This window comes from Streptomyces sp. SYP-A7185, from assembly GCF_046103685.1.
GTDB lineage: Bacteria > Actinomycetota > Actinomycetes > Streptomycetales > Streptomycetaceae > Streptomyces.
This window is the reverse complement of record NZ_CP122310.1, coordinates 8,990,939-9,017,938: the sequence shown is the minus strand read 5'-3', so window position 1 is coordinate 9,017,938 and position 27,000 is coordinate 8,990,939. Positions and strand designations below refer to the sequence as shown.

Sequence of the window (27,000 nt, the reverse complement as noted above, 5' to 3'; positions counted from 1 at the left end):
TCTCGCGGGTCTCCCCTGACAGACACTGGGGTTCGAGCAAAGGATGAGCCGTGAGCAATGATGTCTGGGCCTTGGTCCATGGGGAGCGTGCGGCGCTGGTCGAAGACCTCGCGCGGCTCGACGACAAGCAGTGGGAGCAGGACTCGCTGTGTGCGGGCTGGACCGTGCACGACGTGGTCGCCCACCTGATCGACACCGCCCGCACCACACGCCTGGGATTCGTGGGGTCCATGGTCCGGGCCCGTTTCGACTTCGACCGGCAGAACGCCCGCGGGGTGCGGCGCCGGCGCGGTGCCTCACCGCAGGAGACGTTGGAGCGCCTGCGTCAGGTGACGTCCCGGACGTCGGCTCCTCCGGCGCCCCTGGACACCCGGCTCGTCGAAGAGGTCGTCCACGGCGAGGACATCCGCCGCCCCCTGGGACTCACCCATACCTACCGTCCCGAGGCCGTCCTCAGAGCGCTGCGCCTGCAGGCTCGTACGTCGGTGTCCTTCGGCGGAGCCAAGGAGAAGGTGGCCGGGCTCCGGCTGGCGCCCACGGACGCCGACGTGACGATCGGGGACGGGCCGGAGGTGCACGGCCCCGCCCTGTCCCTGCTCCTGGCCATCTCCGGGCGCTCGGAGGCGCTGGACGAACTGGACGGGCCGGGGCTGGCCGCACTGCGGGCAGCCGCCGCCTGACGGCGCCCGCGCGGACCGGCCGTCACAGGACCGGCGGGCCCTGCTCGACGCGGCGCAGCACCGGTTCGAGTCGGTCGAGCCCCTCGCCGGTCTGGATCTGCCGCTCGTCCCACCAGGTGACGCCCTCATCGGCCAACGGGCCGATCAGATCACGGGTCTTGGCGGCGTCACCACCCGGCGAGGCGCCGCCCAAAACGATGTCGAACGGAGCGTCGGCCGATTCCTGGCGCTGGTCCTGACGCTGGTTTTCGCGCTGCTCCTGCACATAGGCCACCAGATCGCGGATCTGGTCGATCGGAGGCACATGCCCGTGCCTGGCGTCCGTGAACAGCGGGACCGCGCCGTCCCAGCGGGCCGCCCGGCGCATGGGCGGACGGTGGGGCCAGAAGCCCGCGATCCAGACCGGCGGGCGAGGCTGCTGGACCGTGGCCGGCAGCAGCGTCACGTCACGCGCCTGGTAATGCCGTCCGTCGTGGTCCACCGGCTCACCCGACCAGTAGCGCTGCACCAGGCCCAGACCCTCGTCGAGGCGCTCGGCCAGCACCTTCGGGTCGGTGGTGTCGCCGAAGCTGCCGTACTCGTCCTCGACGGGCCCGCCGAGGCCCGCGCCGAAGGTGACCCGGCCGCCGCTGAGGACGTCCAGCGTCGCCACCTGCCGGGCGAGCTGCTGCGGGCGCCGCCGGGCGAGCGGGGTGACCAGCGTGCCCAGCCTGATCCGGGAGGTGGCGAGCGCGGCGGCGGTCAGCAGCATCCAGGGGTCACCGAAGGGACGGCCCGCATGCCTGCGATGCAGCACGTGGTCCCAGACGAACAGTCCGTCCCACCCCGCTTGTTCCGCGGCCGCGGCCAGCTTCGCCACGGTGCGGGGGTCAGCGAAATCACCGAAGTTGGGAATGTTCACCGAGAAGCGCATCCCCGCATCCTGCTGCACACCCCCGGCACCGGCAACCGTGCCGCCGCCCGCTCAGAAACGCAGCAACCGCTGCGTGATCTCCCGGTACTGCCTCATGGCGTGCCGCAGGTCGTTCGACTCGGTCTCCGGGTCCCGGCCTTGCCAGCCGTCGTGGAGGGCGTCCCGTCGTTCCGTGAGTGCGCTCATGAGCTGGGCCGCCGCTTCGTCGAAGATGCGTTCGGCCTCCTCAAGGGAGGCGAGCGGACTGCCGGCGAAGTCGTTGAGGGCTTCTTGGAGCCGCAGGGAAAGCCGGTCCTGTTCGGTCGCCGGGAGCAGTGCGTCCGGGCCCGGGGTGCGACGCTCGGTGGAGCCCCGCGGCTGGTCCGCCGGCTGCTGCGCGCGTGCCTGGTCGTACATCATGGTGGGCCACTTTCCTGTGCGTCATGTCAGCTGCGTCATGTCGGCAGGTGGAACAGACCGACGGGACGATGGAGTGGGGGCCGGCCGGGAACTCCGGCCGGCGAGGAGGTCGGTCGTCGATGAAGACGCGGTCACGTCGAACGGGCGACGCTGGTGGGATCAGCCTAGGTGCGCGGGGGGATGCCCGTCGCCGCCCGCGGACGAAGGCCCGGGTGAACCTCCTCCCCGGCCGGGCGCGTCACCCGTACGTGGCGAGACGGAGGAGCGGAGATCAGGTCTGGAACACCGCGCCGATGAACTCCGACAGGAGGCGTTCCTTCAGCGGCCCGGGCAGTGCGTCGAGCAGGACCAGTACCGGCGCCATCCGCCGGGGCAGTGCCGCCCCGTCACCGAGGCCCGCGAAGGCCAGGACGGCCGCGATCTCCTCCGGGCCCAGTGTCTGCGGGTCGAGGCCGGCGGCGAGGTCGGCCAGGCCGGGGTCCACGGCCACCGGCGGCAGGGCGCGGGCCGCCCGGAGCGCGGCGGCGAGATCCTCCAGGAGCGCGTCGATCTGGTCGACGGTGGCCGGGGTCAGGGTGAGGTGGAGATTGGGCGGCATGGCGTCGAAGGAGAGTTGGGGCTGCAGGTACCAGCCGCGCTCACGCATCTCGTCGGCGAGGTGGAGCAGCAGGCTCAGGGCGGGCTCGCCGTCCCCGGCGTCCAGGACGGTGAACGCGACCAGGCCCGCGGCCGGCTCCCCCAGCACGCGTATCCCCGGGGTGGCGCGCAGGCCCGCCACAAGGCGGTCGCACGCGTCGGCGACCCGGCCGGCCAGCGCGGTGTAGCCGTCGGCGCCGACGTGCTGGAGGACCGCCCAGGCCTGGGCCAGCAGGCCCCCGGACTTCGTGCCCTGGACCGTCGGGTTGACGACCGGGTATCCGGGCCAGCCCGCGTGGGCGAAGTACTGGTGGCGGCGCAAGGCGGCATCCCGGTACAGGACCACCGAGGCGCCCTTGTCCGCGTAGGCGTACTTGTGCAGGTCCACCGAGAGGGAGGTGACTCCCTCCACGGACAGGTCGAACGGCGCCACCTCCCGTCCGGCGCGGCGCAGATGGGGCAGCAGCCAGCCGCCGATGCAGGCGTCGACATGGCAGAGCACGCCGTGGGCCGCGGCCGCCGCGGCGATCTCCGCCACCGGATCCATCACTCCGTGCGCGTAGGAGGGGGCCGAGGCGACCACCAGGGCCGTGCGGTCGGTGAGCGCGGCGGCCATGGCGGCCGCATCCGCGCGGAAGGTGTCCGGGTCGACGGGCACGACCACCGTCTCCAGGCCCAGGTAGTGGGCGGCCTTGTGGAACGCGGCGTGGGCCGTGGACGGCAGGACCAGTTGCGGCGCGGTGATCCCGCGGACCGCGCGGGCGTGGTCCCGGGCCGTCTTGACGGCGAGCAGGATGCTCTCCGTGCCGCCGCTGGTGAAGGTCCCCTGGGCGCCCGGCGCGCCGAGCAGCTCCACGACGGCGCCCACCAGGTCGTTCTCCAGGCGGGCGACGCTGGGAAAGACGGTCGGGTCCAGGCCGTTGACGGTCGCGTACGCCGTGTACGCGGCGGCGGCCAGCTCGTCCAGTCCCTGCAGACCGGCGTCGTAGACGTAGGCGAAGGTGCGCCCGCCGCGCGTGGGCGCGTCGGCCTCGCGCAGGGCCCGCAATTCGGCGAGGACGTCGGCGGCAGGACGAGCCGTGGGCAGCGGGCGGATGCGGTCAGTCGTCACGGCTGGTCTCTTCCTGCGGGATGGTCGGGACGGGGGTGGGGGCGGCGCGGTCCTCGCGGTAGCCGTGCAGCGCCCACAGGCTCGCGGCGGCCAGCAGGCCCGGCAGCACGCTCGTGCCCAGGGTGATGCCGGTCAGGGCGGACTCGGGCTGGGCCACCCGGTGGTCGGCGTCGGAGGAGCGGAAGCCGGTCACCGCGAGGAGCAGGGCGAACAGCCCGGCGCCCAGCGCGAAGGCCAGGGTCTCGGCGGCGGTCCACAGGCCCGTGAAGGTGGCCGCCCGCCGCTTGCCGGTGCGGGCCACGTCGGCGGCGAGCGTGTCGGCGAGCATGGTCATCGGCAGCAACTGGAGCCCGGCGTAGGCGATTCCGAGCACGGCGGTCGCCCCGTAGGCGACCGCGGGGCCTGCCGCCGCGGTGCAGGCGAGCGGCACCGTCCCGGCGAGGAAGAGCAGAGAGGCACACCACTGCGCGTACGTCGCCCCGCGCCTGCGCGCCAGGCGGTTCCACAGCGGCATCACCAGGACGAGCGGGCCGATCAGACACGCGAACAGGACACTGACCGCGGCGGGCCGCCCCAGCGTGTACGTGGCGAAGTACTGGACGCCGGCGAGCATGACGCCCACGGCGAGCGCCTGAAGGGTCCACATGCCGGCCAGGAAGAGGAACGGCCGATGAGAGCGGGCGGCGGCCAACTGGGCGCGCAGCGAGGGATCGGCTTCGGCCCGGGCCGCCACCGGGGCCCGCCGGGTGCTGAACCAGGCGCCGAACATGCCCAGGGCCAGCAGGCCGGCGACGGCCGCCCCCATCGTGCGGTAGCTCGCCGGGCTGTCGCCGTCGGCGTGGGCGATGGCCGGTGCCAGAGCCCCGGACAACAGGATCGCCACCCCCAGGAAGGCCACCCGCCAGCCCAGCACCCGTCCGCGCTCCGCGGGGTCCTCGGTCATCTCGGCGGGCATCGTCACGTACGGCACCTGGAAGACGGCGTAGGCGGTGGCCGCCAGCAGGAACAGCGCGGCCACGTACGCGGCCGCCGCGCCTGCCCGCAGGGGTGGCGCGGCGAAGATGAGCGCGAACAGCGGCGGCAGGGTGCAGGCCCCGACGAGCAGGAACGGCCGGCGGCCCCCGCCCTTGAGCCTGCTGCGATCGGACAGCGCTCCGACCAGCGGGTTGATCAGGACGTCCCAGGCCTTGGGCAGGAAGACCGCCGCCCCGGCGATCGCCGCGGGGACGGCGAGCACGTTGGTGAGGTAGTAGAGCAGGATCAGGCCCGGCACGGTGGCGAAGGTCCCGGTGCACAGCGAGCCGAGGCCGTATCCCACGCGCACCCCGCGCGGCAGGGGCGGGACCTGCTCCGGGCCCGGGTCCGCACGGGTGTCTGCTGGCATGCCGCAGATCATGAACGACGGTTCGAGCGATCGACAAGGGTCTGACGTGACGGCGCTGTGAACACCCCGCCGCCATCCGCGACCGGCCCTGGCCGCTTGTCCGGAGCGGGGCGTCGGATCAGCGGTGGATGTCCGCGCCGGGGCCCAGCGGCAGGCCGAGGCCGTAGAAGAGGCCGAGGACCGCGAGCCAGGCGATCAGGAACGGGACCACGAACACCGAGAGCCGGGACAGGACCGTGCCCAGCTGCGCCCCGGGTTCGTAGCGGCGCAGGATCGTCAGCATCAAGAAGACGTACGGGTTGAGCGGCGTGATCATCTGGGTGGCGGAGTCACCGATGCGGAACGCGGCCTGGGTGACGGCGGGTTCCATCCCGATGAGCAGGAACGCCGGGACGAAGACCGGGGCGACCAGGGACCACAGCGCCGAGCCCGAGGTGACGAACAGGTTCAGGACGCAGACCAGGAGGACGAACAGGACCAGGCCCGTGAAGCCGGTCAGGCCCGCGGACTCCAGGAGGTTCGCGCCGTTGACCGCGAGCAGGGTGCCGACATTGGACCAGTCGAAGACACCGATGACCTGAGAGATCACCAGGATCAGCACGATGTAGCCGGACATGCCGGTGATGGACTCGGCCATCATGCGCGGCGCGTCCTCGGCGCGCGTGAGGGTGCCCACGGTGCGGCCGTAGACGACGCCGGCGAGGACGAACGCCACGAACAGCAGCGGCACGATGCCGTTGAGGACCGGCGAGGGGACCAGCGCGCCGCCCTCGCCGCGCAGCGGGGAGCCCGGCAGCAGCCAGCAGGTGACCACGACGGCGGCGTAGAGCAGGACGGCCAGGCCCGAGCGCAGCAGGCCGGTGCGTTGCCTTGCGGTGACGCTCACCGTGGCGGCCGGGGGCGCGGTGGCCCCCTGTGCCGCCTCCTCGCCCTCGGCGCTCTCCCGCACGTCGGCGTCCGGGTCCGGCTGGGGCAGCCGGGGCTCCAGGACGCGGGCGATCAGGAAGCCGCCGATCAGGGCGAGCACGCAGCTGGCGGCGGCGGTGAAGAAGTAGTTGATGAGGATGTGCGTGGGGGCGCTCTCGCCGCCCGGTACGACCGCGGCGGCCTGGTGGGTGATGCCGGTGTACAGCGCGTCGAGCGCCCCGATGGAGAAGCCCGCCGCATAGCCCGCGCACACGCAGGCGAATCCGCCGATGAGGCCCGCGATCGGGTTGCGGCCCGCGTTCTTGAAGGCGAGCGCGGCCAGCGGCGGGATGACCAGGATCGCCACGTCGCTCATCAGGTGGGCCTGGCAGGACACGAAGGCGACCAGGTAGGGCAGCAGCCGCTTGGGGGCCCGCGCGATGGAGGCGCGTACGGCCGTCTCCAAAAGGCCCGTCTTCTCGGCCACGCCGACCGCGGCCATCATCAGCAAGACGGTGCCCAGGGAGGGGAATCCGGTGAAGTTCGGGATGAAGTTCTCGAGCAGCCAGCGCACGCCCTCGCCGCTGAACAGGCCCTTGACCGCGAGGGTCTTGTCCTGGCCGGGCACCGTGACGGTGGTGTGGGTGGCGGCCAGGACCGTCGACACCGTGCCGATGATCACAAACAGGCCGAGGAAGAGCAGCACCGGATGCGGGAGCTTGTTGCCCGCGCGCTCGATGCCGCCCAGGACCTTGTCCAGTGCGGAGCGCCGCGGCGGCCCGCCGGCCGGCGTCTTCGCCGGGGTCAGCGAGGCGCTCATCCGGCAACTCCGCGCGCTGGGGCGCCGCTCGCCGCACCGGCGGTCCGCGCCAGGCCCAGCGTGTCCTTGCGGACGGCGCCGCGCTGGGCGACGAGCACGACGTTGGCCGGGTCGGACAGCACGGAGATGTCCGCGAGGGGATCGCCCTCGCACACCACCAGGTCGCCGTGTTTGCCCGCCTCCAGCGTGCCGATCTGCGCGGAGAGGCCCAGGAGTTCGGCGGCGCTGCGGGTGCCCGCCTCGATGGCCCGCTGCGGGGTCATGCCCAGGGACACGAGGTGGGAGAGCTCGCGCAGGTTGCGGCCGTGGGGCACCATCGCCGCGTCGGTGCCCATCGCGATCCGTACGCCGTCGGAGATGGCCGCCGCGATGTTCTCGCGGGTGATGCCCGACCAGCGGACCTTCTTCTCGTAGTGGAAGGGCTCCATGGTGGAGCGGTCGATGCCGTCGAACACCGTGGAGAGCGTCGGCACCACGAACGTGCCGTGCTCACCGGCCAGTTCGCGCGCCCGGGCGGTGAGGCCGTAGCCGTGCTCGACGCTGCTGACGCCGCCGCGGATCGCGTTCACGATGCCCGCGGTGCCCTGGGCGTGGGCCGCCACGGGCCGGCCGCCGTGCCGGGCCACCTCGTCGACGACCGTGCGGATCTCCTCGACGGTCAGGCCCTCGTCGTCGGGCTGGTCGTAGGGGCTGCTCATGCCGCCGGTCGCGCACACCTTGATCACGTCGGCGCCCGAGCGCAGCAGGCGGCGCACCGCGATCCGCACCTCGTCGGGGGTGTCGGCGATCTCGCCCACCCCGGCGCTGGGGTCGAAGCCGCACTCGGAGCGGAAGTCGGCGTGCCCGCCGGTGTGGCTCAGGATGCGGACCGCGGTGTGCAGCCGGGGTCCCGCGGTCAGGCCCGCGGCGACCGCGTCCCGGTAGCCGGCCGGCAGCCCGCCCAGGTCGCGGGCGGTCGTGATGCCCGCCTCCAGGGTGATGCGCAGCCGTTCGGCGGTGCGGAAGGTCTCCAGGGTCGGGTCGCTCTCGTGGCGGCGGGCCATCTGACGGGGCGATGCGATGGCGAGGTGGACGTGGGTGTCGATGAAGCCCGGCAGGACCGTGCGGCCCGCCGCGTCCACGGTGCGGGCGCGGGCGGGCGCTCGCGGCGCTGTGGCCGCCGGTCCGGCGAAGACGATCGTGCCGTCCTCGTCGACGTCGATCACGGCGTCCGTCACGGGTGCCGCGCCGGTGCCGTCGACGAGACGGGCCCGGATGATGCGCAAGGAGGAGAACTGTGCGTGGCTCATGGCCGACGATCCTCGGTATCAGGGATCACGGCTGTGTAAAATCGCCGGAATCCTTCACCACGATGCTTCCGACGCAGGATTTGGCCCATCTCATGGATACGCAGCGCGCCACCCCGCTGGACGAACTGGACCTGGCGATCGTGCACGCCCTGCAGATCCAGCCCCGGATTCCCTGGGTGCGCATGGGCCAGGTCCTGGAGGTCGACGCGGTGACGGTCGCCCGCCGCTGGGAGCGCATGGTGCGCGCGGGCGTGGCCTGGGTCGACGGCTATCTGTCGCCCGGTCACGACGAAGGCGTCTACGCCCAGATCGAGATCGACATGGACGGGCGGCTGAGCGAGGACACCATCGGGCAACTCGCCCGCGACCCGCACGTGCTGAGCCTGAAGCAGACCTCCGGCGGGCGTGACCTGCTCGCCATCGTCGGCGCCTGCGACCTGGACGGCCTCGCCCGGCTCTCCGGCGAGCGGGTGTCGCACCTGCCGGGCGTACGCGCCGTACGCAGCCACGTCATCACCGCGGCACCCTTCGAGGGGGCCTCCTGGCGACTGCGCAGCCTCACCCGGCAGCAGCGGACCGCCCTGAGCGTGGACCGCCCCGCGCTCCCCGACGAACCGCTGCGCCCCCTCGACCGGCGGATCGCCCTGGCGCTGGGCGCCGACGGCCGGATGCCGCTGACGGACCTCGCCCAGAGCGTCGGCGCCTCCGCGGCGACCGTCCGGCGCCGCCTGCGGGTCCTGACCGGCACGGGACGGCTCTCGCTGCGCTGCGCACTGGCCAGGCCCCTGACCGGCTTTCCGGTCTCGGTCGTCTACTTCGGCTCGGTGCCCGCCCAGCATCTCGACGAGACGGTGAGCGCCCTGCGCACCCTGCCGGGCCTGCGCATGTGCAGCATCACCGCGGGCGCGCACAATCTGGTGCTCGACATCTGGCTGCCGGCCCTCTCCGAGGTCCACACCACCGAGGCGCTGCTCAACAGCCGCCTCGCCCACCTGGACCTGCGCATCACGGAGCGGGCCGTGGTGCTGCGCACGGTAAAGCACGTGGGGCGCATCCTGGACCGCAGAGGGCACAGCGTGGGCTCAGCCCCGCTCAACTACTGGGACGCATAGCGAACTCCGGCTCACACGCGCGCCCCTCAGGTCCCGTTCTCCCGCGCCTGCGCGCGCAGGGCGAACAGCCGGGTGAGCGGGTGGAAGCGGTAGCGGCCCGGCGCCCGGGATTCCAGGAACTGCACGTCCACCAGCTGCTCCAGGATCACCTCGGTGGCCGACGGCGCCCCGCCCGTGGTCGCCGCCGCCTGGCTCACCGTCAACTCGCCGTGCCCGGCGGCCAGCAGGGGCAGGGCGAGCGCCGCCGCCCTGCCGGTGGGCCCCCGGGCCAGCAGCTCCCGGTGGCCCGCCTCCAGGGCCGCACCCATGTCCAGATCGGCGAAGGACAGTTCCGCAAGCCGCCGCCCGGGGTCGGCCAGCCGGTCGGCGAGCTCCCGCACCGGCCACCGCGGACGGGCCGCCAGGCGGGCGCCCGCGATCCGCAGCGCCAGCGGCAGGTGGTCGCAGTGGTGCGCGATGGCCTCGGCGGCATCCCGCTCGGCCGTCAGCCGCCCCGCTCCCGCCCACAGACCGAGCACGTCCAGGGACGCCGGGGGCGGCAGCGGCGCCAGATGGAGAGGGACGGCGCCGTTCAGGGCCGCCAGGACACCGCGGCTGGTGATCAGGACCGCGCAGCCGTGCGCCGCGGGCAGCAGGGGCCGCACCTGGGCCGCGTCCACGGCGTTGTCGAGGACGACCAGGAGCTGCCGTTCGGTGAGCAGCGTGCGGTAGGCCGCCGCCGCGTCCGCCACGCCGCCCGGGTAGGGCCGCGGGGCACCCAGCGCGCCCAGGAAGCGCCGCAGGACGACGTCGGCCGGGACCGGGTGCTCGTCCCGGCGTGAGCCCCGCAGATCGACGTACAGCTGGCCGTCGGGGAACCGCTCGCCGAAGCGGTGGGCCGCGTGCACGGCGAGCGCCGACTTGCCGACGCCGCTCGGCCCGTCGAGCGTCACCACCAGCGGCCCCCTGCCCCGGGGGGCGGGGCGGAGCACGTCGAGCGCCGCCAACTCCCCTGCCCGGCCCGGGAGTGCGGCGATGTCCGGCGGCAACTGGCGCGGGACGGGCAGCGACCATCCGGCGCCCTCCGCCCCGTACGGCACCGTGCGGCCGCCCGGCCCCGGGCGGAACCGGCGTGCCTCCTCCACCCGGTCCCGGGCCGTGGCGAGCAGACGCAGCTCGTGCCCGGTGGCGCCGAGCAGCTGCACCAAGGTGTCGAAGCGGTCCGTCGGCGGCAGGGTCTTGCCCGCGAAGTAGTCGCCGATCACCCCGTGCGCCCAGCCGGTGCGCGCCGCCAGCTGCCGGTAGGTGATCTGCGCGCCACCGTCCCTGCGCGCGGCTCGCCTGCGCAGCTGTCGCAGCAGCGCGGCCAGCGCATCGGCCGTGTCCACGGAATCGACCGGGCCGACATCGCCGGCCGCCTCCCGCGCTCCTCCCTCCGGCGGGTGTCCCGCCGCCCCCGTTCCCGCTGGCATGAACCGCGACCTCCCTGCCGGCCCGCGCCGGGCGACACCACTGACCGTCGCCTGGCCGAGGCCATCCGGACCTGTCCGGTGGTGCCCGATTTCGGGGATCTCTCCCCGGGACGCGCTGCGAGAGTCCCTCTACCGCTCGGGTCCCGCGTATCGGCGACCGGGCACCGCACCGGCTGTCGCTACGGCATTCGTGAAATACCGTCCGCCGGTTTGGTGCGGGCCGCGTCGGACGCCGGGAGACCGGGCGTCGCACCACCGCACGACCGACATCGGACAACCAAGGAGGCACGACCTATATGAGCAGGGTCTGCAACAAAGCCCCCAGCCTGCCTGACGGCAGCGTGGCCGAACAGTCCTTGTACGAGCGCGTGGACGGTCCCATCGCCACGGGCTCGGCCCACTTCATGCGGGCGGGCAGCGAGCTGCACCTGATGCACTCCGACCTGGAGCTCAACGACGTGCGCCAGGCCGCCCTGCGGGTGCGCTGCGCCGCGGCCGCCGTGCGCGCCGCACTGGTGGAGTACCGCACCTCGCACCGCGTCGCCCAGGAACTGGGCTTCTACCCGGTGCACGACGAGCGGCTGCGGGTCGCGGGCGGCGGGACCGCCCCGGTGCGCGAGACGCTCGGCGAGGCCCGCGAGGCGGACCTGGTCCAGCTGGACCAGGCCTCCGTCGAGACCATCGCGCGGCGCTACGAAGAGGGCGGGGACGAGGCGGCGTTCGGCCACTTCGTGTCCGAACTGACCACGTTCTCGGCGGCGCTCGACGGCTTCGCGGCGCACGCCGCCGAGGCCGGTGCCGCCGACTGGCAGCGCGTGGCCTGGCAGTTGCTCACCGGGTTCGACCGCATCCGGATCTACGGCCAGGCACTGGCCGTCATCAACATCCTCGGCATGACCCCCGGTGCCGTCGCCGTCGCGGGCGCCGGCCAGGAAAGGAGGAACGGGATATGAGCGCCGTCTGCAACAAGCTCCTCAGTCTCAGTGAGGAGGACCTGCGCGACAAGAAGCAGCTCGCCATGGCAGCGGGCACCGAACTGAACGCGGCCACCAGCGAGCTGTGCCGGGCCCTGGAACTCGCGGAGCACGGCGACGGGGTGGCCGGCGCCGCCGTGTACGCCGCGGCGGCGCGCGACCGGCTCGGCGGCGCCGCACGGATGCTGGCCCAGGTGGCCGACATCCTCGCGACGGGCACGCTCACTCCGGAGACCGCCGCCTGGTACAGCAGGCTCGACTACGACCGGCTCTACCGCTCGGGCATCAGCCTGGGCCAGGTACCGCAGTCGGCCGAGCTGTGGCAGGCGTTCACCGGGCAGGCCAGGATCGGCGGCCCGCTCGGCATCTGCCGCGACATGCGCGAGCGCACGCTCGCGGTGGCCGCGCTGATCAGCGAGTGGCTGGAGCGGGCCGACGTCCCGGCGGCGGACACCGCGCTGCCGCGGATCCAGTCCGCGATGGCCGACCTGGCCACGTACGCCCAGCTCGTCGCCTTCGCCAACAAGGTGGAGCCGCGCGACCCGGCGTGGGTGATCGCGCAGGACGCTGCCGCGTAGCCCGTCGCGGGCAGAGCACGACCCAGCGGAGGAGCGCCGGCCCGGGCCGGCGCTCCTTCCTTGTGCGCCCGTCGCGTGCGGCCGTCCCTCTCGTACGGCCGTCGATGTGCTCTGTGTGCCCTCGGGGGCGTCACGTCCGGTAGGCGCGCGCCTGGAGCCCGTACATCCGCGCGTACAGGCCGTCGCGCGCCAGCAGTTCCTCGTGACTGCCCGTCTCGGCGACGCGGCCGTGCGCGAGGACGACGATGAGGTCGGCGCCGCGTACGGTCGAGAACCGGTGGGTGACCAGCAGCGTGACCGTGTCGGGGTCACCGCCGTCCGGGCAGGGGCGGCGTGCCGCCTCGATGTACCGCTCGAAGATGAGGTGCTCGGTCTCCGCGTCCAGGGACGCGGTCGGCTCGTCGAGGATGCGCAGCAGAGGGTGGGGCCGCATCAGGGCGCGCGCGAGCGCCAGCTTCTGCCACTGGCCCGTCGACAGGTCGACGCCGCGCTCCCAGCGGCTGCCCAGCTGGGTGTCCGGGCCGTCCGGCAGAGAGCCGGGCAGATCACCGGCACCGGCGCGGTCCAGGGCGTCGGCGACCGCGCGCGGATCGGCGATCCGTGACAGGTCTCCCACGCCGACGGTGTCGCGGAGCGCGAACTCGTAGCGTACGAAGTCCTCGAACGCGGCGGCGATCCGCTCCCGCCACCGCTCCGGCGCCAGCGCCTCCAGGCCGGCGCCGTCGACCGTGATCCGGCCCAGCGTCGGCTCGTACATCCTGCACAGCAGCTTGACCAGGGTGGTCTTCCCGGAGCCGTTCTCCCCGACCAGGGCCACCACGGCCCCGGCCGGCAGCCGCAGGCGCACGTCGTGCAGCGTGGTCAGGGCCGTGCCCGGATAGCGGAAGGACAGTCCTTCGACGGTGATGGCCGTGCGCAGCCGCGAGGGCACCGGCGCCCAGGCGGGCTTCGCGGCGTGGCCGGCCCCGGTGGCCTGCGGCGCGAGGCTCGCCCGCTCCGCGTAGGCGCGCAGCCAGCGCAGCCGCTCGGCGCTCTGCAGGAAATCGACCACGGCCCCCGTGGCCTGCACGAGTCCGCCGACATGCCCCGTGAAGCGTCCCGCCAGGACCACGGCGAGCAAGACCGCGCCCAGGCTGGTGTGACCGGTGACAGCGAGGTGCACGACGAAGGCGACCGAGCCGATCAGGCCCAGGGCGTTGAGGAGTCCGGCCACGCTCCCGATCGCGGCGAACCGCCACTGCGCCCGGCCGGACACCCTGTCGGCGCGGCGGCGCAACTCCCGCACCCTGGCGCACAGTTCGGGCCCCGCCTCGAAGACGCGCAGTTCCTTGCCCGCGTCCGGCGAGGTGGCGAGCCGGGCCAGCCGGGCGGCGAGCCGGTAGTCGGCGGCCGTGGCCTCCTGGGCGCGGGCGAGGACGCCCCGGGCCGAGACCTGCAGGCGCAAGGCGAGCGCCCCGACGAGCGGGAGCACCAGGAGGGCGGGATGGACGGTGGCCAGGAGCACGGCGGTCACCAGGAAGCCGCCGAGCTGCTCGAGCAGGTTGAGCACCCAGTTGAGCAGGGCGCCCATGGCCAGGGTGCGGTCGCGCAGCAGATGGAGCCGGTCCTGGAAGGCGGGCGACTCCTGGTGGCGCAGTCCGGGTATCCCCGCGGCGAGCCGAGCCAGCAACCGGTCGAAGGCGAAGCCCACGCGTTCGCTGAGCCCGATCCTGGCGCCGATGGCCGCCAGTTCGACCGCCTCCCACACGCCGAGGCTCACCACGAGCAGGAGAGCCGCCGTCACCGTGGCTTTCGGCAGCCCCTCTTCCGCGCCCTCGGCCAGGGACCGCAGCCACAGGGCCTGCAGGGCCGCGAGTCCGGCCGCGGCGGGCACGAGCAGCAGTCCGAGCACGGCGAGCTTCCAGGACTCCCGGAAGGATTCGGTGACCAGGGTGCGCAGGGCGTCGAGCACCCCGCGCCCACCCCGCCCCCCGTGTCCGGCGTCGTCGGGAGGGTCGAGGGCGGTGGCGGTGGCGGTGGCGGTCTGCGGCCGTTCGCGGGCCGCCTCCGCCGGACGGGTGCGCGCCCGCGGGCGGTGAGATCGGGACGCGCCGGGGCCACCGGCGGTCTCTGCCGTGTCTGCCGTGTCTGCTGTGTCTGCTGTATCGGCGCAGGCAAGCTCGTCGGCGGCGAACCGCTCCGCCTGCAACCGGTACATGTGGGCGTACTTGCCCTCCAATGCCATCAAGTCGTCGTGGGAGCCGCTCTCCACGATGCGGCCGCCGTCCAGGACATGGATGAGGTCCGCTTTGCGTACGCCCGAGAAACGGTGGGAGACCAGGATCGTGGTGGCCCCGCCGCTCACCGTCAGGAACCGGTCGAAGAAGGCGGCCTCCGCCCGCGCGTCGAGATGCGCGGTGGGCTCGTCCAGCACGAGCACGGCGCCCGACCGCGCCGCCAGCAGGGCGCGGGCAAGTGCCACCCGCTGCCACTGGCCGGCGGACAGATCGGCGCCGCCCGTGAACTGCCGGGAGAGCACGGTCTCCCAGCCCGCACCGAGCCTGCCGGGCAGGTCGGCGCCGTCGGCCAGCTCCAGGGCGCGCTCCAGGGCGCCCGTGTCGCCGCCGATGTCCGGGGCGCCCATCGCCACGTTGTCGCGCAGCGTCAGCGGATACTTCACGAAGTCCTGGAAGACGACGGAGATTCCCCGGCGCCACTGCCGCGCGTCGCCGGCGCGCACGTCCGCGCCGTCGGCCGTGATGCGTCCGGCGTCGGGCTCGTGGAGCCGCGCGAGGAGTTTGATCAGTGTCGTCTTGCCGGAGCCGTTCGCCCCGACGATCGCCACGGAGGTTCCGGCCGGGATCTCCAGGTCGAGCCCGCGCAGCACGGGCCGGTCCGTGCCGGGGTAGGTAAAGCCCACGGATTCGAAGGCGAGGGTGCGGCGGATCGCCGGGCCGGCCGGGCGGCCATGGGCGCGGCCGATTCCGTCCGGCTTCTGCCCCGGGCGGCTCTCGGCCGGGCCCCGCCCCGGCCCGTATCCGGCGCTCCCCCGTGACTCCAGTGCCGCGAGCGAGCGCAGTCCCAGCAGCGCGTCGCGCACCAAGAGGTCGTCGTCGCCGACCCAGCCGAGGGCCGGCAGGGCGAGTGCCGCCTGGGCGCTGATGACGAGCTGGGTGAGCCCGAGGTCGCCCCGCGCGGCGGCCCAGGCCGCGTATCCCAGGACCAGGCCCTCCCCCAGCACGACGAACCCCACCGCGCCATAAGCGCGTCGCGCGGCCGTTCCGCGGGTGGCCCAGACCCGGGACATGCCCGCCTGCCACACGGCCGTCATCCGGTCGGCGAGCCAGGTGCCGAGCCCGAAGACACGTACCTCTTTGGCGGGTTCGGGGTCCACGGCGAGTGACCGCAGGTAGCCCGCCCTTCGGATCACCGCGCCTGCCGCCTCCATGCTGCCGTGCACCTGCCGTGACAGCCGCAGGTAGGAGCGGTAGGTCAGCACCGCGGCGAGCGCCATGAGCGGCGGTGCCCACCAGGCCAGCGGCGCCAGCAGGACGAGCAGGCCGATCCCTTCGAGCCGCGGGCGTACGATCTCGGGCAGCAGCGCGGCGAGTTGGTCGGGCCGGGTGCCCTGCTCGGTGGCCAGGCGCAGCGTGTCGGCGTAGCCCGGCTCTTCGAGGTGTCCGATGCCGTCCGGGCCGGTCCCCGCGGCGATGGCCCTGTCCTCCACCACACTGGCCGCCCGCAGCCGCAGGACCGCCGCGAGCCCGCTCTCCAGCGCGCGCAGTCCCGTACGTGCCAAGGTCAGCGCACCGAACACGGTGAGCACGGCCAGCGCACCGCGGGCCTGCGCCGACCCGGCGCCCCCTTCCACGGCTGCGGGCAGTGCCCCCACGAGCCGGCCGGTCGCGATCACGATGAGCGGTCCGGTGAGCGCCCCGCAGACCACCGTCACGGCCAGGGCGACCGTGTGGCGGGGACCGGCCCGCCACAGCAGCCGCACGGCAGCCGTCCATTCCTGCCACGTCCGCATTCCGGCCTCCTGAGCCGTGCACCACCATCGGGTGCACGATGCTCACAGAGGCGCCCGGCGTCCGGACGAGGGTCCCGGTCCCGACCGGACGCTGCCGGTCACCTGCCCGGTCGTGGCACGACTCAGGGGCGAGCGGGGGCTCGGACGTCCCCGTGCCGGTGCCGGCCAAGCCCGACGCCGCGCCGAAACGCCGGTCAGCTGCCGGTGAGGCCGCGGCGGCCCGCGATGACGCCCGCCTGGAAACGCGAGTCGGCCTCCAGCGCCGTCATCAGCTCGGCGACCCGCCTGCGGTAGGTCCGCACGGACATGCCGACGCGGCGCGCCCCCACGGCGTCGGTGACTCCGGCCGCGAGCGCCCGCAGGACGGCCAGCGAATCGGCGTCCAGGCCCTCGGTCTCACGCCGGAGGTAGTCCGCGAGCGGGGTGCCCGCGTCCCACGTGGCACGCATCAGCGCGTGGACGCCGCCGACGAGGGCCGGGGCGGTGGTGATCGTGAATTCACGGCCGCGCGCTCCGGAGCGGCCGGCCAGGATCATCACTCTGCGGTCGATGATGATCGTCTCGTGCGGCAGCGTCGCGGCGCGGATCCGCACCAGACCGCCCGCGGCCGCGACGGCGAACAGATGCAGCCGCTGATCCTCGTCGGCCAGCACCGCGGGGGTGTAGAGCTTCCGTACGACCGTGCCGCCTTCGATCCGCGGGCGCAAGCGGCGCGCGATCGTCTCCCTGGCCTCGGGCCGCGACCAGGTGTGCAGGTCGTCGGCGGCGCAGAAGAACTCCCGCGTCGTCTCGCCGAACAGCTGGGCGGTGTGCGCGGCCAGCTCCCTCTCACCGTGCAGCGTCACTGTCGCTTGGTCGGTCGTCACCCTCCCAGTCTTCCTCATCGGCGTGGCAACAGGTTGCCATCCGGTCCTGTGCCGGTCCCGGCGGGTCCAGGCTTGGGACATGACCACACAGATCACGGCCGCCGCGAGCGGCCAGTTCACCCTCGGCGGCGACCTGCGCGTCAACCGGCTCGGCTTCGGCGCGATGCGGCTGCCGTCGGGCACCTTCACCGGTCCGGCCCGCGATCCGCGCACCGGTATCGCGGTCCTGCGACAGGCCGTCGAAGCGGGCGTCGACCACATCGACACGGCCGGTTTCTACACCCGGGGCGACGTACGGGCCAACGACCTGATCCGCCGGGCGCTGGCGCCCTACCCGGACGACTTGCTGATCGCCACCAAGGTGGGGCCGCTGCCCGGAGCGGACGGCATGCCCAGCGAGCAGGCGGGCCCCGAGCAGCTGCGCGAGCTGGTGACCGAGGACCTGCGGGCCCTGGGCCTCGACCGCTTCGACCTGGTCTATCTGCGGGTCGGAGGGATGCGCGAGCCCGGCGGCGAGAGCGTGGCCGACCGGTTCGCGGCCCTGGCGCAGCTGCGCGAGGAGGGGCTGATCCGTCACCTGGGCGTCAGCAACGTCGACGCGCGGCAGCTCGCAGAGGCGCAGACTGTCGCGCCGGTCGTCGCGGTGCAGAACCAGTACCACGTGCACCGGCCCGGTGATGCCGCCGTGCTCGCGAACTGTGCGGAACACGGCATCGCCTACGTGCCGTTCTTCCCGCTCGGCGGCGGCTTCGACCCCATCGAGCACGAGCGCCTCACCAAGGTCGCCGAGCGGCACGGGGCGACGACCGCGCAGGTCGCCCTCGCCTGGTTGCTCGCGAGTGCGCCGAACATGCTGGCCATCCCCGGCACCGGCTCCCCCGCCCACCTCACCGAGAACATCGCGGCGGCCGGCCTGCGTCTCGACGCGACGGATCTGGCCGAACTGACCACGTGAGACAGGCCTCGCCGAACTGACGGCACGGTCCGCGGTCCGGCCGACCGCAGCCGCTGCCCCGTCCGCCGCCTATCGCTTTCTCAGCGCCTCGTTGAGAGCGGCGCGGATCGGCCCGGGCAGCGGCTCGCCCTCCGTCGTGGCGATCAGCTCGTCCGCCACCGCCCGCAGCTTGGTGTTGGAGTGCTGCGACACCTCGACCAGAATCTCCCACGCCTCGTCCGCGGTGCACGGCCCCAGTGTCATGAGCATGCCCCGCGCCTGGTCGATGGACGGATGGGACTCCATGGCGCGATGCAGTTCATTGACCTCGGTGCGCAACGCCCTGATCTCGGAGACCTCATCCGCGCAGTCGTCGTCGACGACCTCTTGATCGGGATCAGTGTGTGGGCTCAATCCCGAAGCGTCGGGAGAGTCCGGTGAGGAGGCCACCTGCTCCACCTCTCATTTTCTCGGACTGCCTCTGTCAGGCCGGCAGCTCCGCTGATGAGCCGAGCATCGCAGATTCTCCACAGCCGTGGCCAGAGTTTGCGATTCCGTGCATGCGGCAGCGCCGGTGGCTGTGTGTCCCAACCGACCGGCGCCTACGTCGCACAGCGCTGTGCTTACGCAGCGATCGAGTAGCCCCCTGTGTTGATCTGAAACGGGCGACCTTCTCGATTCGCCGGCCGAGCGGGCTGGGGCGGGCAGATCCGGACACATGCGGGCGGTGCCCCCGGCCGGTCAGGGCAGGGGATCAAGGGTGCCTTCGAGGCGGTGCCTGATGATCTGCGGACGGCGCCACAGGGCCAGGATCTCGTTGGCGAGGGCCACCATGAGCAGCGGGTCCTCGTCACCGCGCACCTTGACGACGGCGGCCGACAGACCGCGCGGGACGGCTCCCGCGTCGAGGAGTACGCGCCATTCGTCCGGGCCGATCTCCAGGAACTCCAGCGTGGTGAGACCGGCGATCTCCAGAGGGTCGGCGAGCGTGCCGGGGTAGGCGGTGAGCGTCCTCAGCCGGGGCAGCCCGGCGGCCGGGGCAAGACTCAGGGGATCGCCTTCCCACACCCCGATGGCCAAGACCTCCATGCCGGGGTGCGCGGCGGCCCCGACACTCGGCAGGCCGTGGATGTTGACGTACGCGACGGGCGGCGGCCCGTGTCCGACCGCGCCGCCGCGCCCCTGGAGGTCCTGGCCCCGCACCAGGTCGGTGAGCGAGTCGGCGACCAGTTCGGCCCCGATGTTCTGCTCGTGACCGAGGAGGATGATCTGTCCGGTGTGCCCTTGCGGGCCGGGGGTCAGATCGACCGCCAGCCGGTCGCCACCGCCGTTGTCCCCGAAGGCGATCCATCCCGGCGAACCGACCAAGCCCTGTACGGCGGCGTCGGGCGGGGTGAGGACCGCTTCCCGGGCCGCGACGCTCCACGGGCGCGGGCGGGACGCAGCGTCGGCCACGTACAGGTCGTCGAGGGTGAAGAGCTCGCCTTCGAGCGCTTCACAGTCGAGGGCATCGGCCCCCTGGGCTTCGCCCGGCTCCCCCCGCCGGGGCCGTGCCACCCGGTACAGGACCTTGAGCTCCTCCGGCAGGGGAACGCCGAGGCGCGATTCGGCGGCGGCCAGCTCCGCCTCGGTCGCACCGACCGCACCGGGCAACCGCTCCCGCAGCAGCCGCTCCAGCAGCGCCGGGTCCGCCGAGGGGGCCGGTACCGCTGCGGGCACCGGATCGGGAAGACGCCGCCAGGGTTGCGGAACAGCGTCCTGCACCAACAGGAGGACTCCTGGGTCGTCACCGCCGGGTTCCACGGCGGGGCTGGGCCCCAGCAGACGCAAAACGGCCTTGCCATCCGGCGCCAGCTTCCCCGTGAACGAGACGGTGTCGACACCGGCCGCCGCGAGCGCGTCCTGCACCTGCCGCACCGCCGCCGCCTCGGCCCGCTGGTCCTCGGCCCGGGCCGCCTCGTCGGCGTCCGAAGGCCGGCGCCCGCGCGGCAGGCGCCAGCTGTCGCGGCTGATCCGGCCCGCCACGCGAAGGGCCGGGGCATCCTGCTCCCGCGCCCCGCCGCCCCACAGGAGCCGCAGCACGGGCTCCCAGGTCGCGAAGGCGCGCACGGCCGGCGCGGACGCATACTGATCCACCATGCGCAGACCGTACGCGGCCCCACCGACAGCGCGGGCCGCCGCCCCGTGCGGGGGCTCAGCGCTGGCGGACGGGCCGTACGACGATCTCGTTGACGTCCACGTCGGACGGCTGGGCCAGGGCGTACGAGATCGCGCCCGCGATGGCCTCGGGCCCGATCGTGTGGGCCCGGTAGGCGCGCATGGCCTCGGCGGCGCCGGCCTCGGTGATGGTGGTGGCGAGCTCGGAGTCGACCACGCCGGGCGAGATGGTGGTGACCCGGACCGAGGGGTCCGCCTCTTGGCGCAGGCCCTCGGTGATCGCCCAGGCCGCGTACTTGGTGCCGCAGTAGACCGCCGCGGTGGGCACGACCTCGTGGGCGCCGATGCTGGCGACCGTGACGAAGTGCCCCGAGCCCTGGGCGGTGAACACCGGCAGGGCGGCGGCGATGCCGTGCAGCAGGCCGCGGACGTTCACGTCGATCATCCGGTCCCACTCGTCGACCAGCAGGGAGTCCAGCCGCGACAGGGGCATGACGCCGGCGTTGGCGACGAAGACGTCGACGCGGCCGTGCCGGTCGTGGGCGGCCCGGACGAAGGCCTCGACGTCCGCGCGGTCGCTCACGTCGACCTGGACCGGGTACAGGTCGCCGCCGGAGCGTGCGGCCGCGTCGGCCGTGGTCTCGGCCAGTTCCCGCAGGCGGTCGGTGCGGCGTGCGCCGGCCACCACCAGATGGCCCTCGGTGACGAGCCGGGTGGCGACGGCCGCGCCGATGCCGCTGCTGGCGCCGGTGATGAGGACGACCTTGCGGTCGTCGGGGGTGATGTTGTCCGTGTGCTGTGTGGTCATGTCCTTGAGGCTGGCCCGGCCGCAGCGTTCCCGGGAGAGGCGGTGTTCTCCTGGGTGCGGCGCACCCAGGAAGCCCGGCGGACCCCGGCCTAGCATGAGGACATGGCACGTACGGAACTCGGCGACTACCTCACCGCGCGGCGCGCCCAGGTCACTCCCGCCGACGCGAACCTGCCCGTGACGGGATATCGCCGGGTGCCGGGGCTGCGGCGCGAGGAGGTCGCCCTGCTGGCCGGGGTCAGCGCCGACTACTACGTCCGTCTGGAGCAGGGGCGCGAACGCACGCCCTCCGCGCAGGTGCTCGATGCCCTGGCGACCGCCCTGCGCCTGGACGAGGACGGCCGGCTGCACCTGTTCCGGATCGCCGGGATCGGCCCACGCGCCAGGGCCGCCGCCGTGACGGACCGGGTCGAGCCGAGTCTGCTGGCTCTCATGGACGCCTGGCCGCACAATCCGGCCGTCGTCTACAACCGCGCGTACGACGTGCTCGCCTCGAACACGATCGCCGACGCGCTTTTCCACGACTGGGGGCACTCGCGCAACCTCCTGCACGTCGTGTTCACCGATCCCGCCGCCCGCACCTTCTACCGCGACTGGTACGACGTGGCACGCAACTCCGTGGCCGGTTTCCGGCTGGGGCACGGCGCGGCGCCCGACGACCCGCGGGTACGGCAGGTCCTCGGCGAACTCCTTGAGCGCAGCGCGGAGTTCGCCGAGCTGTGGGCCCGCCACGACGCGCGGGGCAAGGCGCTGGAACGCAAGCGCTTCGTCCATCGCGGGGTCGGGCCGCTGACGCTGACCATGCAGACCTTCGACGTGCGTGCGGCCCCCGGCCAGGAACTCGTCGTCTACCACGCGGAGCCGGCCTCATCCAGCAGCGAGGCACTGGCCCTGCTCGGCTCACTGGCCGCGACAGCACGGCCGCGGTCCTGAGCAGACGACGACACCCGCTCCCGCGCGGCTGTTCGACTTGCCGGGACCCGACCCGTTTTCGAGGGGGGAGACCATCCCAACTGCGCCCCTTCGGACGGGGATGCGCGCTAGCGTCGCGGCAACGCACTGTGCGGCGGGAGGGGCAGGGATGCGGCGCTCGGCGGGACACTTCGCGCTGCTGCAACGGGTGGCTGACGTGCAGCGCGCCAACGACGACTGGGCCACGGCGGGCCCCGGCCTCGATGAACGCGCCATGGGCCCCCTGGTGAAACTGGGGCTGGCCCGCATGGCATCTCGCGAGGAGCAAGCAGAACTCTCCGCCAAGGCGGGCTACCCGGTGCCGTGGGCGGTGCGGCTGACGGCCGACGGCCGGGACGCGCTGCTCTACGCCCAGGTACGGGCCACTCCCCCACGCGCGGAGGAACCGGTGCCGGGCCTGCAACAGGTGGGCCTGCGCCGCTCGGAGCTGGACGCCCTGCGCCGGTACACCGCGTTGGCCGAACAGCTGCACCACGGACCCGCGCCGGGCCTGCGGTCGGCGGTGGAGGCGGCCCGCTTCAGCGCCGCCTCCAACAGATGGGTCATCCACGTCAGCGGCGAGCAGATGCACTCCGTCGCCCGCGCGTTCTTCCTGGAACGCCTCAGTGGTTCGGCCGCCCCCGCCAATCGCTTCGCCCGCGTCTACGGGGTGCACTACACCCCTCCACCGCTCCTGCGCGTGCCCACACCGGAGCGCGGCGAGGCAAGCTAGCCGCCGTACGCTGGCCTCGGTTCGGACGGGCGAGGGACGAAGGAGGCGGCCTCGGGTGGGTGGCGATGTCCTGCGGTGGAGCGCGTACCGCAGTGTGCCGTGGAAGAACGGTGGCGGGATGACGCGGGAGGTCGCCTCGGGTGACGTGGGTCAGGCCGCGGACGGCTTCGACTGGCGGGTGAGCGTCGCGGACGTGGAGGTGGAAGGGCCCTTCTCCGCCTTTCCCGGGATCGATCGCGTGATCACCCTGGTCGAGGGCGAGGGCATGGTGCTGACCGTGGACGGGGCCCCGCGGCTGGTGGAGCCGTTGAGCCCCTTCGCGTTCTCCGGTGACGCGGCGACGGACTGCCGGCTGAAGGCGGGCGCGGTACGCGACATGAACGTGATGACCCGCAGGGGCCGCGCGAGGGCACAGGTGCGGATCGCGCCCGTCACCGGTGAGCAGGGTGCGGACCTGGTGTGCGCGGCGGGCGAGATTCTGCTCGTCATGGCGGTCACCGAGGGGATCACCATCAGCGGCGCCGACGGGTGGGAGGCCGTGCTCGGCCGTCTCGACTGCGTGCGCCACGACGGGCCGGCGGCTGTGCGGCTTCGGGGCGACGGCGCGGTGGCGGAGATCAGGATCGCCGCGGCCTTCTGACGCGTCGGCGAGGTCAGCCCTCCGCGAGGCACAGGGTTTCGATGTCGTCCCATCCGCGTGCGGTGAGCCGTTCCCGGAGAGACAGTGCCGGGGCGGCGCGGACGAGCAGGTGCTGGGGCGGCCGGAGGTTCTTGGCGAGGGCCACGAGGACCTCCAGGGCGCTGTTGGCCAGGTAGTGGACACCGGTCAGGTCGATGGTGATCTCTTGGCTGGTCTTGCGCTGTGTGGTCAGAGCCAGGGCCAGCGCGGCCTTGTGGGAGCCCAGCACCTCGCCGAAAAGACACACGCCGTCGGCGGCGGTGGGCGAGGGGACGATGAGCAACTGGTCGTCGGCGAAGAAGCGATGCATAGGAAATCCCGGGTGATGGGCATCGGCGAGCCATGCGGAGCCCTGGGGAGAAGGTGGCCTCGCAGGGAGCGGCGCGTCTCGTGGTGCCAGGTGGCGGGCGCAGACTCCCGCAGGTGAAGCCGTTGGCGGTGGGACCGTACTCCCGGCCCGAGAGGTCGCCGAAACACCACTGCCGCGCTGACGGCGAGCAGTCATTCCACGGACTGTGCCCGCCACGCTACTCCCGGCAGGGGTCTGGCCGACAGCGTCATCGCACGTTTGTGGGCGTGACCGAGGGCGCTCTCGTATGCCTGTACGCCCCTCCTCGTGACGGCTGTGCCGCACGTGCCTCGACGCGGCGGGTGGGGCCCGCGGTGGGCAGCGCGCACCGCTGGGTCGCGGCGCCTTGTCGCTCCGCGGTGCGCGATCTATAGGCTGCCCCTGTGGTCAGTACAGAGGATTCAGCGTCAAGCAGCAGTTCGTCATCCGATCAGGTGCGACCGGAGCAGGTGCCGACGGACCTGCTGACGTTCGCGGTACAGCTGCGGCGCATGAACGGTGAGCTCAACCGGCTGATCCACGGCTTCGCCGCCGGCCACGCACTGCACGCGACGGACGTCCAGGCCCTCGCGGCGATCCTGGACGCGAGCGAGCCGCTCACTCCGGGTCGCCTGCGCGACCACCTGGGGCTGACCTCGGGCGCCGTCACCGCGTGCCTGGACCGTCTGGAGCGCGCGGGGCACATCCGCCGCTCCCGGGACAGCGAGGACCGCCGGGTGGTGCATCTGCACTATGCGCCGGGCGCCAAGGCGGCCGCGCGCACCTTCTTCCAGCCGCTGGCCGCGGCGACGGAGAGCGCGCGCGTGCGGTTCAGCGAGGACGAACTCACCGTGGTGGTGCGCTTCTTGGTCGCGATGAACGAGGAACTCTCCGAGCTGCGCGGCCGCCAGCGCTAGCTTCGCCCCACCCGCGGCGGCACCTGCCCCTCCCCGCCCGCGTGCAGGGCACACCGGTCTTCTCGTTCGAGTGATCGCGGCCCCAGCGGGCACCCGCCGAGCATCCCCCGCGGAGAAGATGTTTCAATCATTGAGATTCTTTTTCGTTGAAGCATCGCGTCCACAAGGAGATCCATGTCCACAGGTACGCGCCTGGCACGCTGGCTCGTCCCCGTCGTCCTGCTCGTCGCCTGGCTCGGCATCGGCGGAACCCTCGGGCCCTACGCCGGAAAGCTCGGAGAGGTCGCCACCAACGATCAGGCCGCCTTCCTGCCGCAGAACGCCGAGTCCACGCAAGTCATCGATGCTCAGCGGAAGTTCAACCAAGAAGAGACCCTCCCCGCGATCGTCGTCTGGACCGCGGACGGCGACTCGCGCGCCGACACCATCGACGAGGCCCAAAAGACCGCCGCCACCCGGGCCCTGGCCTCCCTGAAGGACGCCGCAGGGGTCGCAGGGCCGGCCTCCCCGGCCCTGCTGTCCAAGGACGGCCGGGCGCTGCAAGGGGTCGTCCCGCTGCGGCCCGACCTCGGCGACAAACTGGAGACCACCCTGGAGGACGTCAAGAAGGCGGCCGCCGAGGTGCCCGGCACGGACGTCCAGGTGGCCGGGCCCGCGGCCAGCCAGGCCGACCTGTCCGACGCCTTCGGGGGCATCGACGGCCTGCTGCTCGGCGTCGCCCTCATCACCGTCCTGGTGATCCTGCTGCTCGTCTACCGCAGTCTGCTGCTCCCGCTGGTCATCATCCTCGGAGCGGTCTTCGCCCTGGGGCTCGCCTGCGGCATCGTCTACGTGCTCGCCGACCACGACGTCGTCCGGGTCGACGGCCAGGTCCAGGGCATCTTGTCCATCCTGGTCATCGGCGCAGCGACCGACTACGCACTGCTGCTCACCGCGCGCTACCGCGAAGAACTCGCCGTCAGCTCCGACCGGATCGCCGCCATGCGCTCGGCGCTCAGGCGTTCGCTGGGGCCCATCGTCGCCAGCGGGGCCACCGTGGCCCTGGGGCTGCTCGCTCTGCTCCTGAGCGACCTCACCAACAACCGCGCGCTCGGTCCCGTCGGAGCCATCGGCATCGTCTGCGCCGTGCTCAGCACGCTGACCTTCCTGCCCGCGGTCCTGGTCCTGCTCGGGCGCGTGGCGTACTGGCCCGCCAAGCCGAAGGCGGCCACGGAGAAGTCCGCCGGTCAGGGCGTGTGGACGCGGATCGCCTCGCTCGTGGACAGGGCGCCGCGCAAGGTGTGGGCCTGCACGCTCATCGGCCTGCTGGCCTGCACGGCCTTCGCCCCCACCTTGCAGTCCAAGGGCGTCCCGCTGGACGAGATCTTCGTCAACGACGCGCCCTCGGTGGCCGCCCAGCAGACGCTCGGCGAGCACTTCCCCGGCGGCTCGGGCAATCCGGCCGTCGTGATCGCCGACGCGGACCGGGTCGAGCAGGTCACGGCCGCGGTCGAGCGCACCAAGGGGGTGTCGTCGGCCTCCGCCGTGAGCGCGTCGGGCCGGCCGGACACGGGAAAGCAGCAGCCCGAGAAGGGCGACAAGGCCGACGAGCAGGGCGCGGCGGCAAAGAAGGACGCCGCCGAAGCCGCTGATGTCCTGGTGGTCGACGGGCGGGTCCGCGTCGACGCCACCTTGGAGGACGCCGCCGACAGCGACGCCGCGAAGGACACGATCGCGCGGCTGCGCGACTCGGTCCACGCGGTGGACGGCGCCGACGGACTCGTCGGGGGCTACACCGCCCAGCAGTACGACACGCAGCGGACCGCCGAGGACGACCGCATGCTCATCGTCCCCGTGGTCCTGGCGATCATCCTCGTGATCCTGATCGGCCTGCTGCGCTCACTGCTCATGCCGGTCCTGCTGGTGGCGACGGTGGCACTCAACTTCCTGGCCACCCTGGGTGTTTCGGCCCTCGTCTTCCAGCACGTCCTGGGCTTCAGCGGCACCGACTCATCCGTACCGCTCTACGGATTCGTCTTCCTGGTGGCGCTGGGCGTGGACTACAACATCTTCCTGATGTCCCGGGTACGGGAGGAGTCGCTGCGCCACGGCACGCGCGAAGGAGTGCTGCGGGGCCTGACCGCGACCGGCGGTGTCATCACCTCGGCCGGGGTGGTGCTCGCGGCCACCTTCGCCGCGCTCGGCATCATCCCGCTGGCCTTCCTGGTCCAGATCGCGTTCATCGTCGCCTTCGGCGTCCTGATGGACACCCTGGTCGTACGCTCGCTCCTGGTGCCGGCGCTGGTCCGCGACATCGGCCCCAAGGCCTGGTGGCCGGGCGCCCTCAGCCGCACGGACGGCGACGGGGCACGGTAGTCCCGGGCGG

Annotated in this window: 23 protein-coding genes; 10 read left to right on the top strand and 13 right to left on the bottom strand. The window is 73.1% G+C overall.

Translation table 11 applies throughout. The features are described from left to right. The first annotated feature begins 50 nt into the window (after nucleotides 1–50). Nucleotides 51–680 carry a maleylpyruvate isomerase family mycothiol-dependent enzyme gene (locus QBL25_RS39710; RefSeq protein WP_409061820.1) on the top strand — a complete coding sequence of 210 codons (630 nt, stop codon included), beginning with the start codon at nucleotides 51–53 and terminating at the stop codon, nucleotides 678–680. Nucleotides 681–702: 22 nt separating this feature from the next. On the opposite strand, the gene QBL25_RS39705 is transcribed toward QBL25_RS39710, so the two are convergent. The 6 genes from QBL25_RS39705 to QBL25_RS39680 form a co-directional block, all read right to left on the bottom strand. After that, nucleotides 703–1,593 carry an LLM class flavin-dependent oxidoreductase gene (locus tag QBL25_RS39705; RefSeq protein WP_409061819.1) on the bottom strand — a complete coding sequence of 297 codons (891 nt, stop codon included), beginning with the start codon at nucleotides 1,591–1,593 and terminating at the stop codon, nucleotides 703–705. Between the two features lie 51 nt (nucleotides 1,594–1,644). Continuing rightward, entirely contained in the window at nucleotides 1,645–1,992 is a 348-nt protein-coding gene (locus QBL25_RS39700; protein WP_409061818.1) for a hypothetical protein, read from the bottom strand. Between the two features lie 271 nt (nucleotides 1,993–2,263). Continuing rightward, entirely contained in the window at nucleotides 2,264–3,739 is a 1,476-nt protein-coding gene (locus QBL25_RS39695; protein WP_409061817.1) for a pyridoxal phosphate-dependent decarboxylase family protein, read from the bottom strand. Then, nucleotides 3,729–5,123 (bottom strand): MFS transporter, encoded by a 1,395-nt coding sequence (locus tag QBL25_RS39690; protein WP_409061816.1) that lies wholly within the window; start codon nucleotides 5,121–5,123, stop codon nucleotides 3,729–3,731. The genes QBL25_RS39695 and QBL25_RS39690 overlap by 11 nt, the downstream gene beginning before the upstream one ends. Nucleotides 5,124–5,241: 118 nt before the next feature. Next, nucleotides 5,242–6,849: an AbgT family transporter gene (locus tag QBL25_RS39685; protein WP_409061815.1), complete on the bottom strand. Its 1,608-nt coding sequence runs from the start codon at nucleotides 6,847–6,849 to the stop codon at nucleotides 5,242–5,244. Then, nucleotides 6,846–8,138: an amidohydrolase family protein gene (locus tag QBL25_RS39680; RefSeq protein WP_409061814.1), complete on the bottom strand. Its 1,293-nt coding sequence runs from the start codon at nucleotides 8,136–8,138 to the stop codon at nucleotides 6,846–6,848. Before QBL25_RS39680 ends, QBL25_RS39685 begins: the two co-directional genes overlap by 4 nt. Before the next feature lie 92 nt (nucleotides 8,139–8,230). Here QBL25_RS39680 and QBL25_RS39675 point away from each other — a divergent pair, with 92 nt between their 5' ends. Continuing rightward, complete coding sequence (locus QBL25_RS39675) at nucleotides 8,231–9,250, top strand: Lrp/AsnC family transcriptional regulator (RefSeq protein WP_409061813.1); 1,020 nt, start codon at nucleotides 8,231–8,233, stop codon at nucleotides 9,248–9,250. Between the two features lie 26 nt (nucleotides 9,251–9,276). Here QBL25_RS39675 and QBL25_RS39670 read toward each other — a convergent pair whose 3' ends face one another. Then, on the bottom strand, nucleotides 9,277–10,701 hold the full coding sequence (locus QBL25_RS39670; protein ID WP_409061812.1) for a helix-turn-helix domain-containing protein: 1,425 nt from the start codon (nucleotides 10,699–10,701) through the stop codon (nucleotides 9,277–9,279). Between the two features lie 296 nt (nucleotides 10,702–10,997). On the opposite strand from QBL25_RS39670, the gene QBL25_RS39665 reads away from it, so the two are divergent. Both QBL25_RS39665 and QBL25_RS39660 read left to right on the top strand, forming a co-directional pair. Continuing rightward, on the top strand, nucleotides 10,998–11,654 hold the full coding sequence (locus QBL25_RS39665) for a hypothetical protein (protein WP_409061811.1): 657 nt from the start codon (nucleotides 10,998–11,000) through the stop codon (nucleotides 11,652–11,654). Beyond that, on the top strand, nucleotides 11,651–12,253 hold the full coding sequence (locus tag QBL25_RS39660) for a hypothetical protein (RefSeq protein ID WP_409061810.1): 603 nt from the start codon (nucleotides 11,651–11,653) through the stop codon (nucleotides 12,251–12,253). Before QBL25_RS39665 ends, QBL25_RS39660 begins: the two co-directional genes overlap by 4 nt. Before the next feature lie 130 nt (nucleotides 12,254–12,383). Here the strand turns inward: QBL25_RS39660 and QBL25_RS39655 are convergent, their stop codons facing one another. Continuing rightward, nucleotides 12,384–16,262, bottom strand: coding sequence for an ATP-binding cassette domain-containing protein (locus QBL25_RS39655; protein ID WP_409061809.1), 3,879 nt, complete (start codon nucleotides 16,260–16,262; stop codon nucleotides 12,384–12,386). 194 nt (nucleotides 16,263–16,456) lie between these two features. Beyond that, entirely contained in the window at nucleotides 16,457–17,128 is a 672-nt protein-coding gene (locus QBL25_RS39650) for a DNA-binding response regulator (RefSeq protein ID WP_409061808.1), read from the bottom strand. A gap of 79 nt (nucleotides 17,129–17,207) precedes the next feature. Here QBL25_RS39650 and QBL25_RS39645 point away from each other — a divergent pair, with 79 nt between their 5' ends. Further along, the gene (locus QBL25_RS39645) at nucleotides 17,208–18,083 is read left to right on the top strand and encodes an oxidoreductase (RefSeq protein WP_409061807.1); all 876 of its coding nucleotides are present in this window, start codon (nucleotides 17,208–17,210) and stop codon (nucleotides 18,081–18,083) included. 69 nt (nucleotides 18,084–18,152) lie between these two features. On the opposite strand, the gene QBL25_RS39640 is transcribed toward QBL25_RS39645, so the two are convergent. From QBL25_RS39640 to QBL25_RS39630, 3 genes are all read right to left on the bottom strand, one after another. Next, nucleotides 18,153–18,476, bottom strand: coding sequence for an ANTAR domain-containing protein (locus QBL25_RS39640; RefSeq protein WP_409061806.1), 324 nt, complete (start codon nucleotides 18,474–18,476; stop codon nucleotides 18,153–18,155). Between the two features lie 327 nt (nucleotides 18,477–18,803). Next, a complete protein-coding gene (locus QBL25_RS39635) occupies nucleotides 18,804–20,201 on the bottom strand; it encodes an SMI1/KNR4 family protein (RefSeq protein WP_409061805.1) in 1,398 nt (465 codons plus the stop codon). A 55-nt stretch (nucleotides 20,202–20,256) separates the two neighbouring features. Then, complete coding sequence (locus tag QBL25_RS39630; protein WP_409061804.1) at nucleotides 20,257–21,027, bottom strand: SDR family oxidoreductase; 771 nt, start codon at nucleotides 21,025–21,027, stop codon at nucleotides 20,257–20,259. A gap of 102 nt (nucleotides 21,028–21,129) precedes the next feature. Here QBL25_RS39630 and QBL25_RS39625 point away from each other — a divergent pair, with 102 nt between their 5' ends. The 3 genes from QBL25_RS39625 to QBL25_RS39615 all read left to right on the top strand — a co-directional run bounded on the left by QBL25_RS39625 (nucleotide 21,130) and on the right by QBL25_RS39615 (nucleotide 23,351). Continuing rightward, complete coding sequence (locus tag QBL25_RS39625; protein WP_409061803.1) at nucleotides 21,130–21,960, top strand: helix-turn-helix domain-containing protein; 831 nt, start codon at nucleotides 21,130–21,132, stop codon at nucleotides 21,958–21,960. Between the two features lie 148 nt (nucleotides 21,961–22,108). Beyond that, on the top strand, nucleotides 22,109–22,711 hold the full coding sequence (locus QBL25_RS39620) for a DUF6417 family protein (RefSeq protein ID WP_409061802.1): 603 nt from the start codon (nucleotides 22,109–22,111) through the stop codon (nucleotides 22,709–22,711). A 55-nt stretch (nucleotides 22,712–22,766) separates the two neighbouring features. Continuing rightward, a complete protein-coding gene (locus QBL25_RS39615) occupies nucleotides 22,767–23,351 on the top strand; it encodes a HutD family protein (protein WP_409061801.1) in 585 nt (194 codons plus the stop codon). A gap of 13 nt (nucleotides 23,352–23,364) precedes the next feature. Here the strand turns inward: QBL25_RS39615 and QBL25_RS39610 are convergent, their stop codons facing one another. Continuing rightward, nucleotides 23,365–23,700: a hypothetical protein gene (locus tag QBL25_RS39610; protein WP_409061800.1), complete on the bottom strand. Its 336-nt coding sequence runs from the start codon at nucleotides 23,698–23,700 to the stop codon at nucleotides 23,365–23,367. Nucleotides 23,701–24,230: 530 nt separating this feature from the next. Here QBL25_RS39610 and QBL25_RS39605 point away from each other — a divergent pair. Together QBL25_RS39605 and QBL25_RS39600 are read left to right on the top strand one after the other, a co-directional pair. Beyond that, nucleotides 24,231–24,635, top strand: a complete 405-nt coding sequence (locus QBL25_RS39605) for a MarR family winged helix-turn-helix transcriptional regulator (protein WP_409062942.1) — start codon at nucleotides 24,231–24,233, stop codon at nucleotides 24,633–24,635. Between the two features lie 174 nt (nucleotides 24,636–24,809). Further along, complete coding sequence (locus tag QBL25_RS39600) at nucleotides 24,810–26,990, top strand: MMPL family transporter (protein WP_409061799.1); 2,181 nt, start codon at nucleotides 24,810–24,812, stop codon at nucleotides 26,988–26,990. The last annotated feature ends 10 nt before the right edge of the window (nucleotides 26,991–27,000 follow it).

What these genes read in the sequence shown, in the direction of transcription:
- QBL25_RS39705 (WP_409061819.1), bottom strand. Translation starts at nt 1,593, where the DNA reads ATGCGCTTCTCGGTGAACATTCCCAACTTCGGTGATTTCGCTGACCCC.
- QBL25_RS39700 (WP_409061818.1), bottom strand. Translation starts at nt 1,992, where the DNA reads ATGATGTACGACCAGGCACGCGCGCAGCAGCCGGCGGACCAGCCGCGG.
- QBL25_RS39690 (WP_409061816.1), bottom strand. Translation starts at nt 5,123, where the DNA reads ATGCCAGCAGACACCCGTGCGGACCCGGGCCCGGAGCAGGTCCCGCCC.
- QBL25_RS39685 (WP_409061815.1), bottom strand. Translation starts at nt 6,849, where the DNA reads ATGAGCGCCTCGCTGACCCCGGCGAAGACGCCGGCCGGCGGGCCGCCG.
- QBL25_RS39680 (WP_409061814.1), bottom strand. Translation starts at nt 8,138, where the DNA reads ATGAGCCACGCACAGTTCTCCTCCTTGCGCATCATCCGGGCCCGTCTC.
- QBL25_RS39675 (WP_409061813.1), top strand. Translation starts at nt 8,231, where the DNA reads ATGGATACGCAGCGCGCCACCCCGCTGGACGAACTGGACCTGGCGATC.
- QBL25_RS39670 (WP_409061812.1), bottom strand. Translation starts at nt 10,701, where the DNA reads ATGCCAGCGGGAACGGGGGCGGCGGGACACCCGCCGGAGGGAGGAGCG.
- QBL25_RS39665 (WP_409061811.1), top strand. Translation starts at nt 10,998, where the DNA reads ATGAGCAGGGTCTGCAACAAAGCCCCCAGCCTGCCTGACGGCAGCGTG.
- QBL25_RS39660 (WP_409061810.1), top strand. Translation starts at nt 11,651, where the DNA reads ATGAGCGCCGTCTGCAACAAGCTCCTCAGTCTCAGTGAGGAGGACCTG.
- QBL25_RS39655 (WP_409061809.1), bottom strand. Translation starts at nt 16,262, where the DNA reads ATGCGGACGTGGCAGGAATGGACGGCTGCCGTGCGGCTGCTGTGGCGG.
- QBL25_RS39645 (WP_409061807.1), top strand. Translation starts at nt 17,208, where the DNA reads ATGACCACACAGATCACGGCCGCCGCGAGCGGCCAGTTCACCCTCGGC.
- QBL25_RS39635 (WP_409061805.1), bottom strand. Translation starts at nt 20,201, where the DNA reads ATGGTGGATCAGTATGCGTCCGCGCCGGCCGTGCGCGCCTTCGCGACC.
- QBL25_RS39630 (WP_409061804.1), bottom strand. Translation starts at nt 21,027, where the DNA reads ATGACCACACAGCACACGGACAACATCACCCCCGACGACCGCAAGGTC.
- QBL25_RS39625 (WP_409061803.1), top strand. Translation starts at nt 21,130, where the DNA reads ATGGCACGTACGGAACTCGGCGACTACCTCACCGCGCGGCGCGCCCAG.
- QBL25_RS39620 (WP_409061802.1), top strand. Translation starts at nt 22,109, where the DNA reads ATGCGGCGCTCGGCGGGACACTTCGCGCTGCTGCAACGGGTGGCTGAC.
- QBL25_RS39610 (WP_409061800.1), bottom strand. Translation starts at nt 23,700, where the DNA reads ATGCATCGCTTCTTCGCCGACGACCAGTTGCTCATCGTCCCCTCGCCC.
- QBL25_RS39605 (WP_409062942.1), top strand. Translation starts at nt 24,231, where the DNA reads ATGAACGGTGAGCTCAACCGGCTGATCCACGGCTTCGCCGCCGGCCAC.
- QBL25_RS39600 (WP_409061799.1), top strand. Translation starts at nt 24,810, where the DNA reads ATGTCCACAGGTACGCGCCTGGCACGCTGGCTCGTCCCCGTCGTCCTG.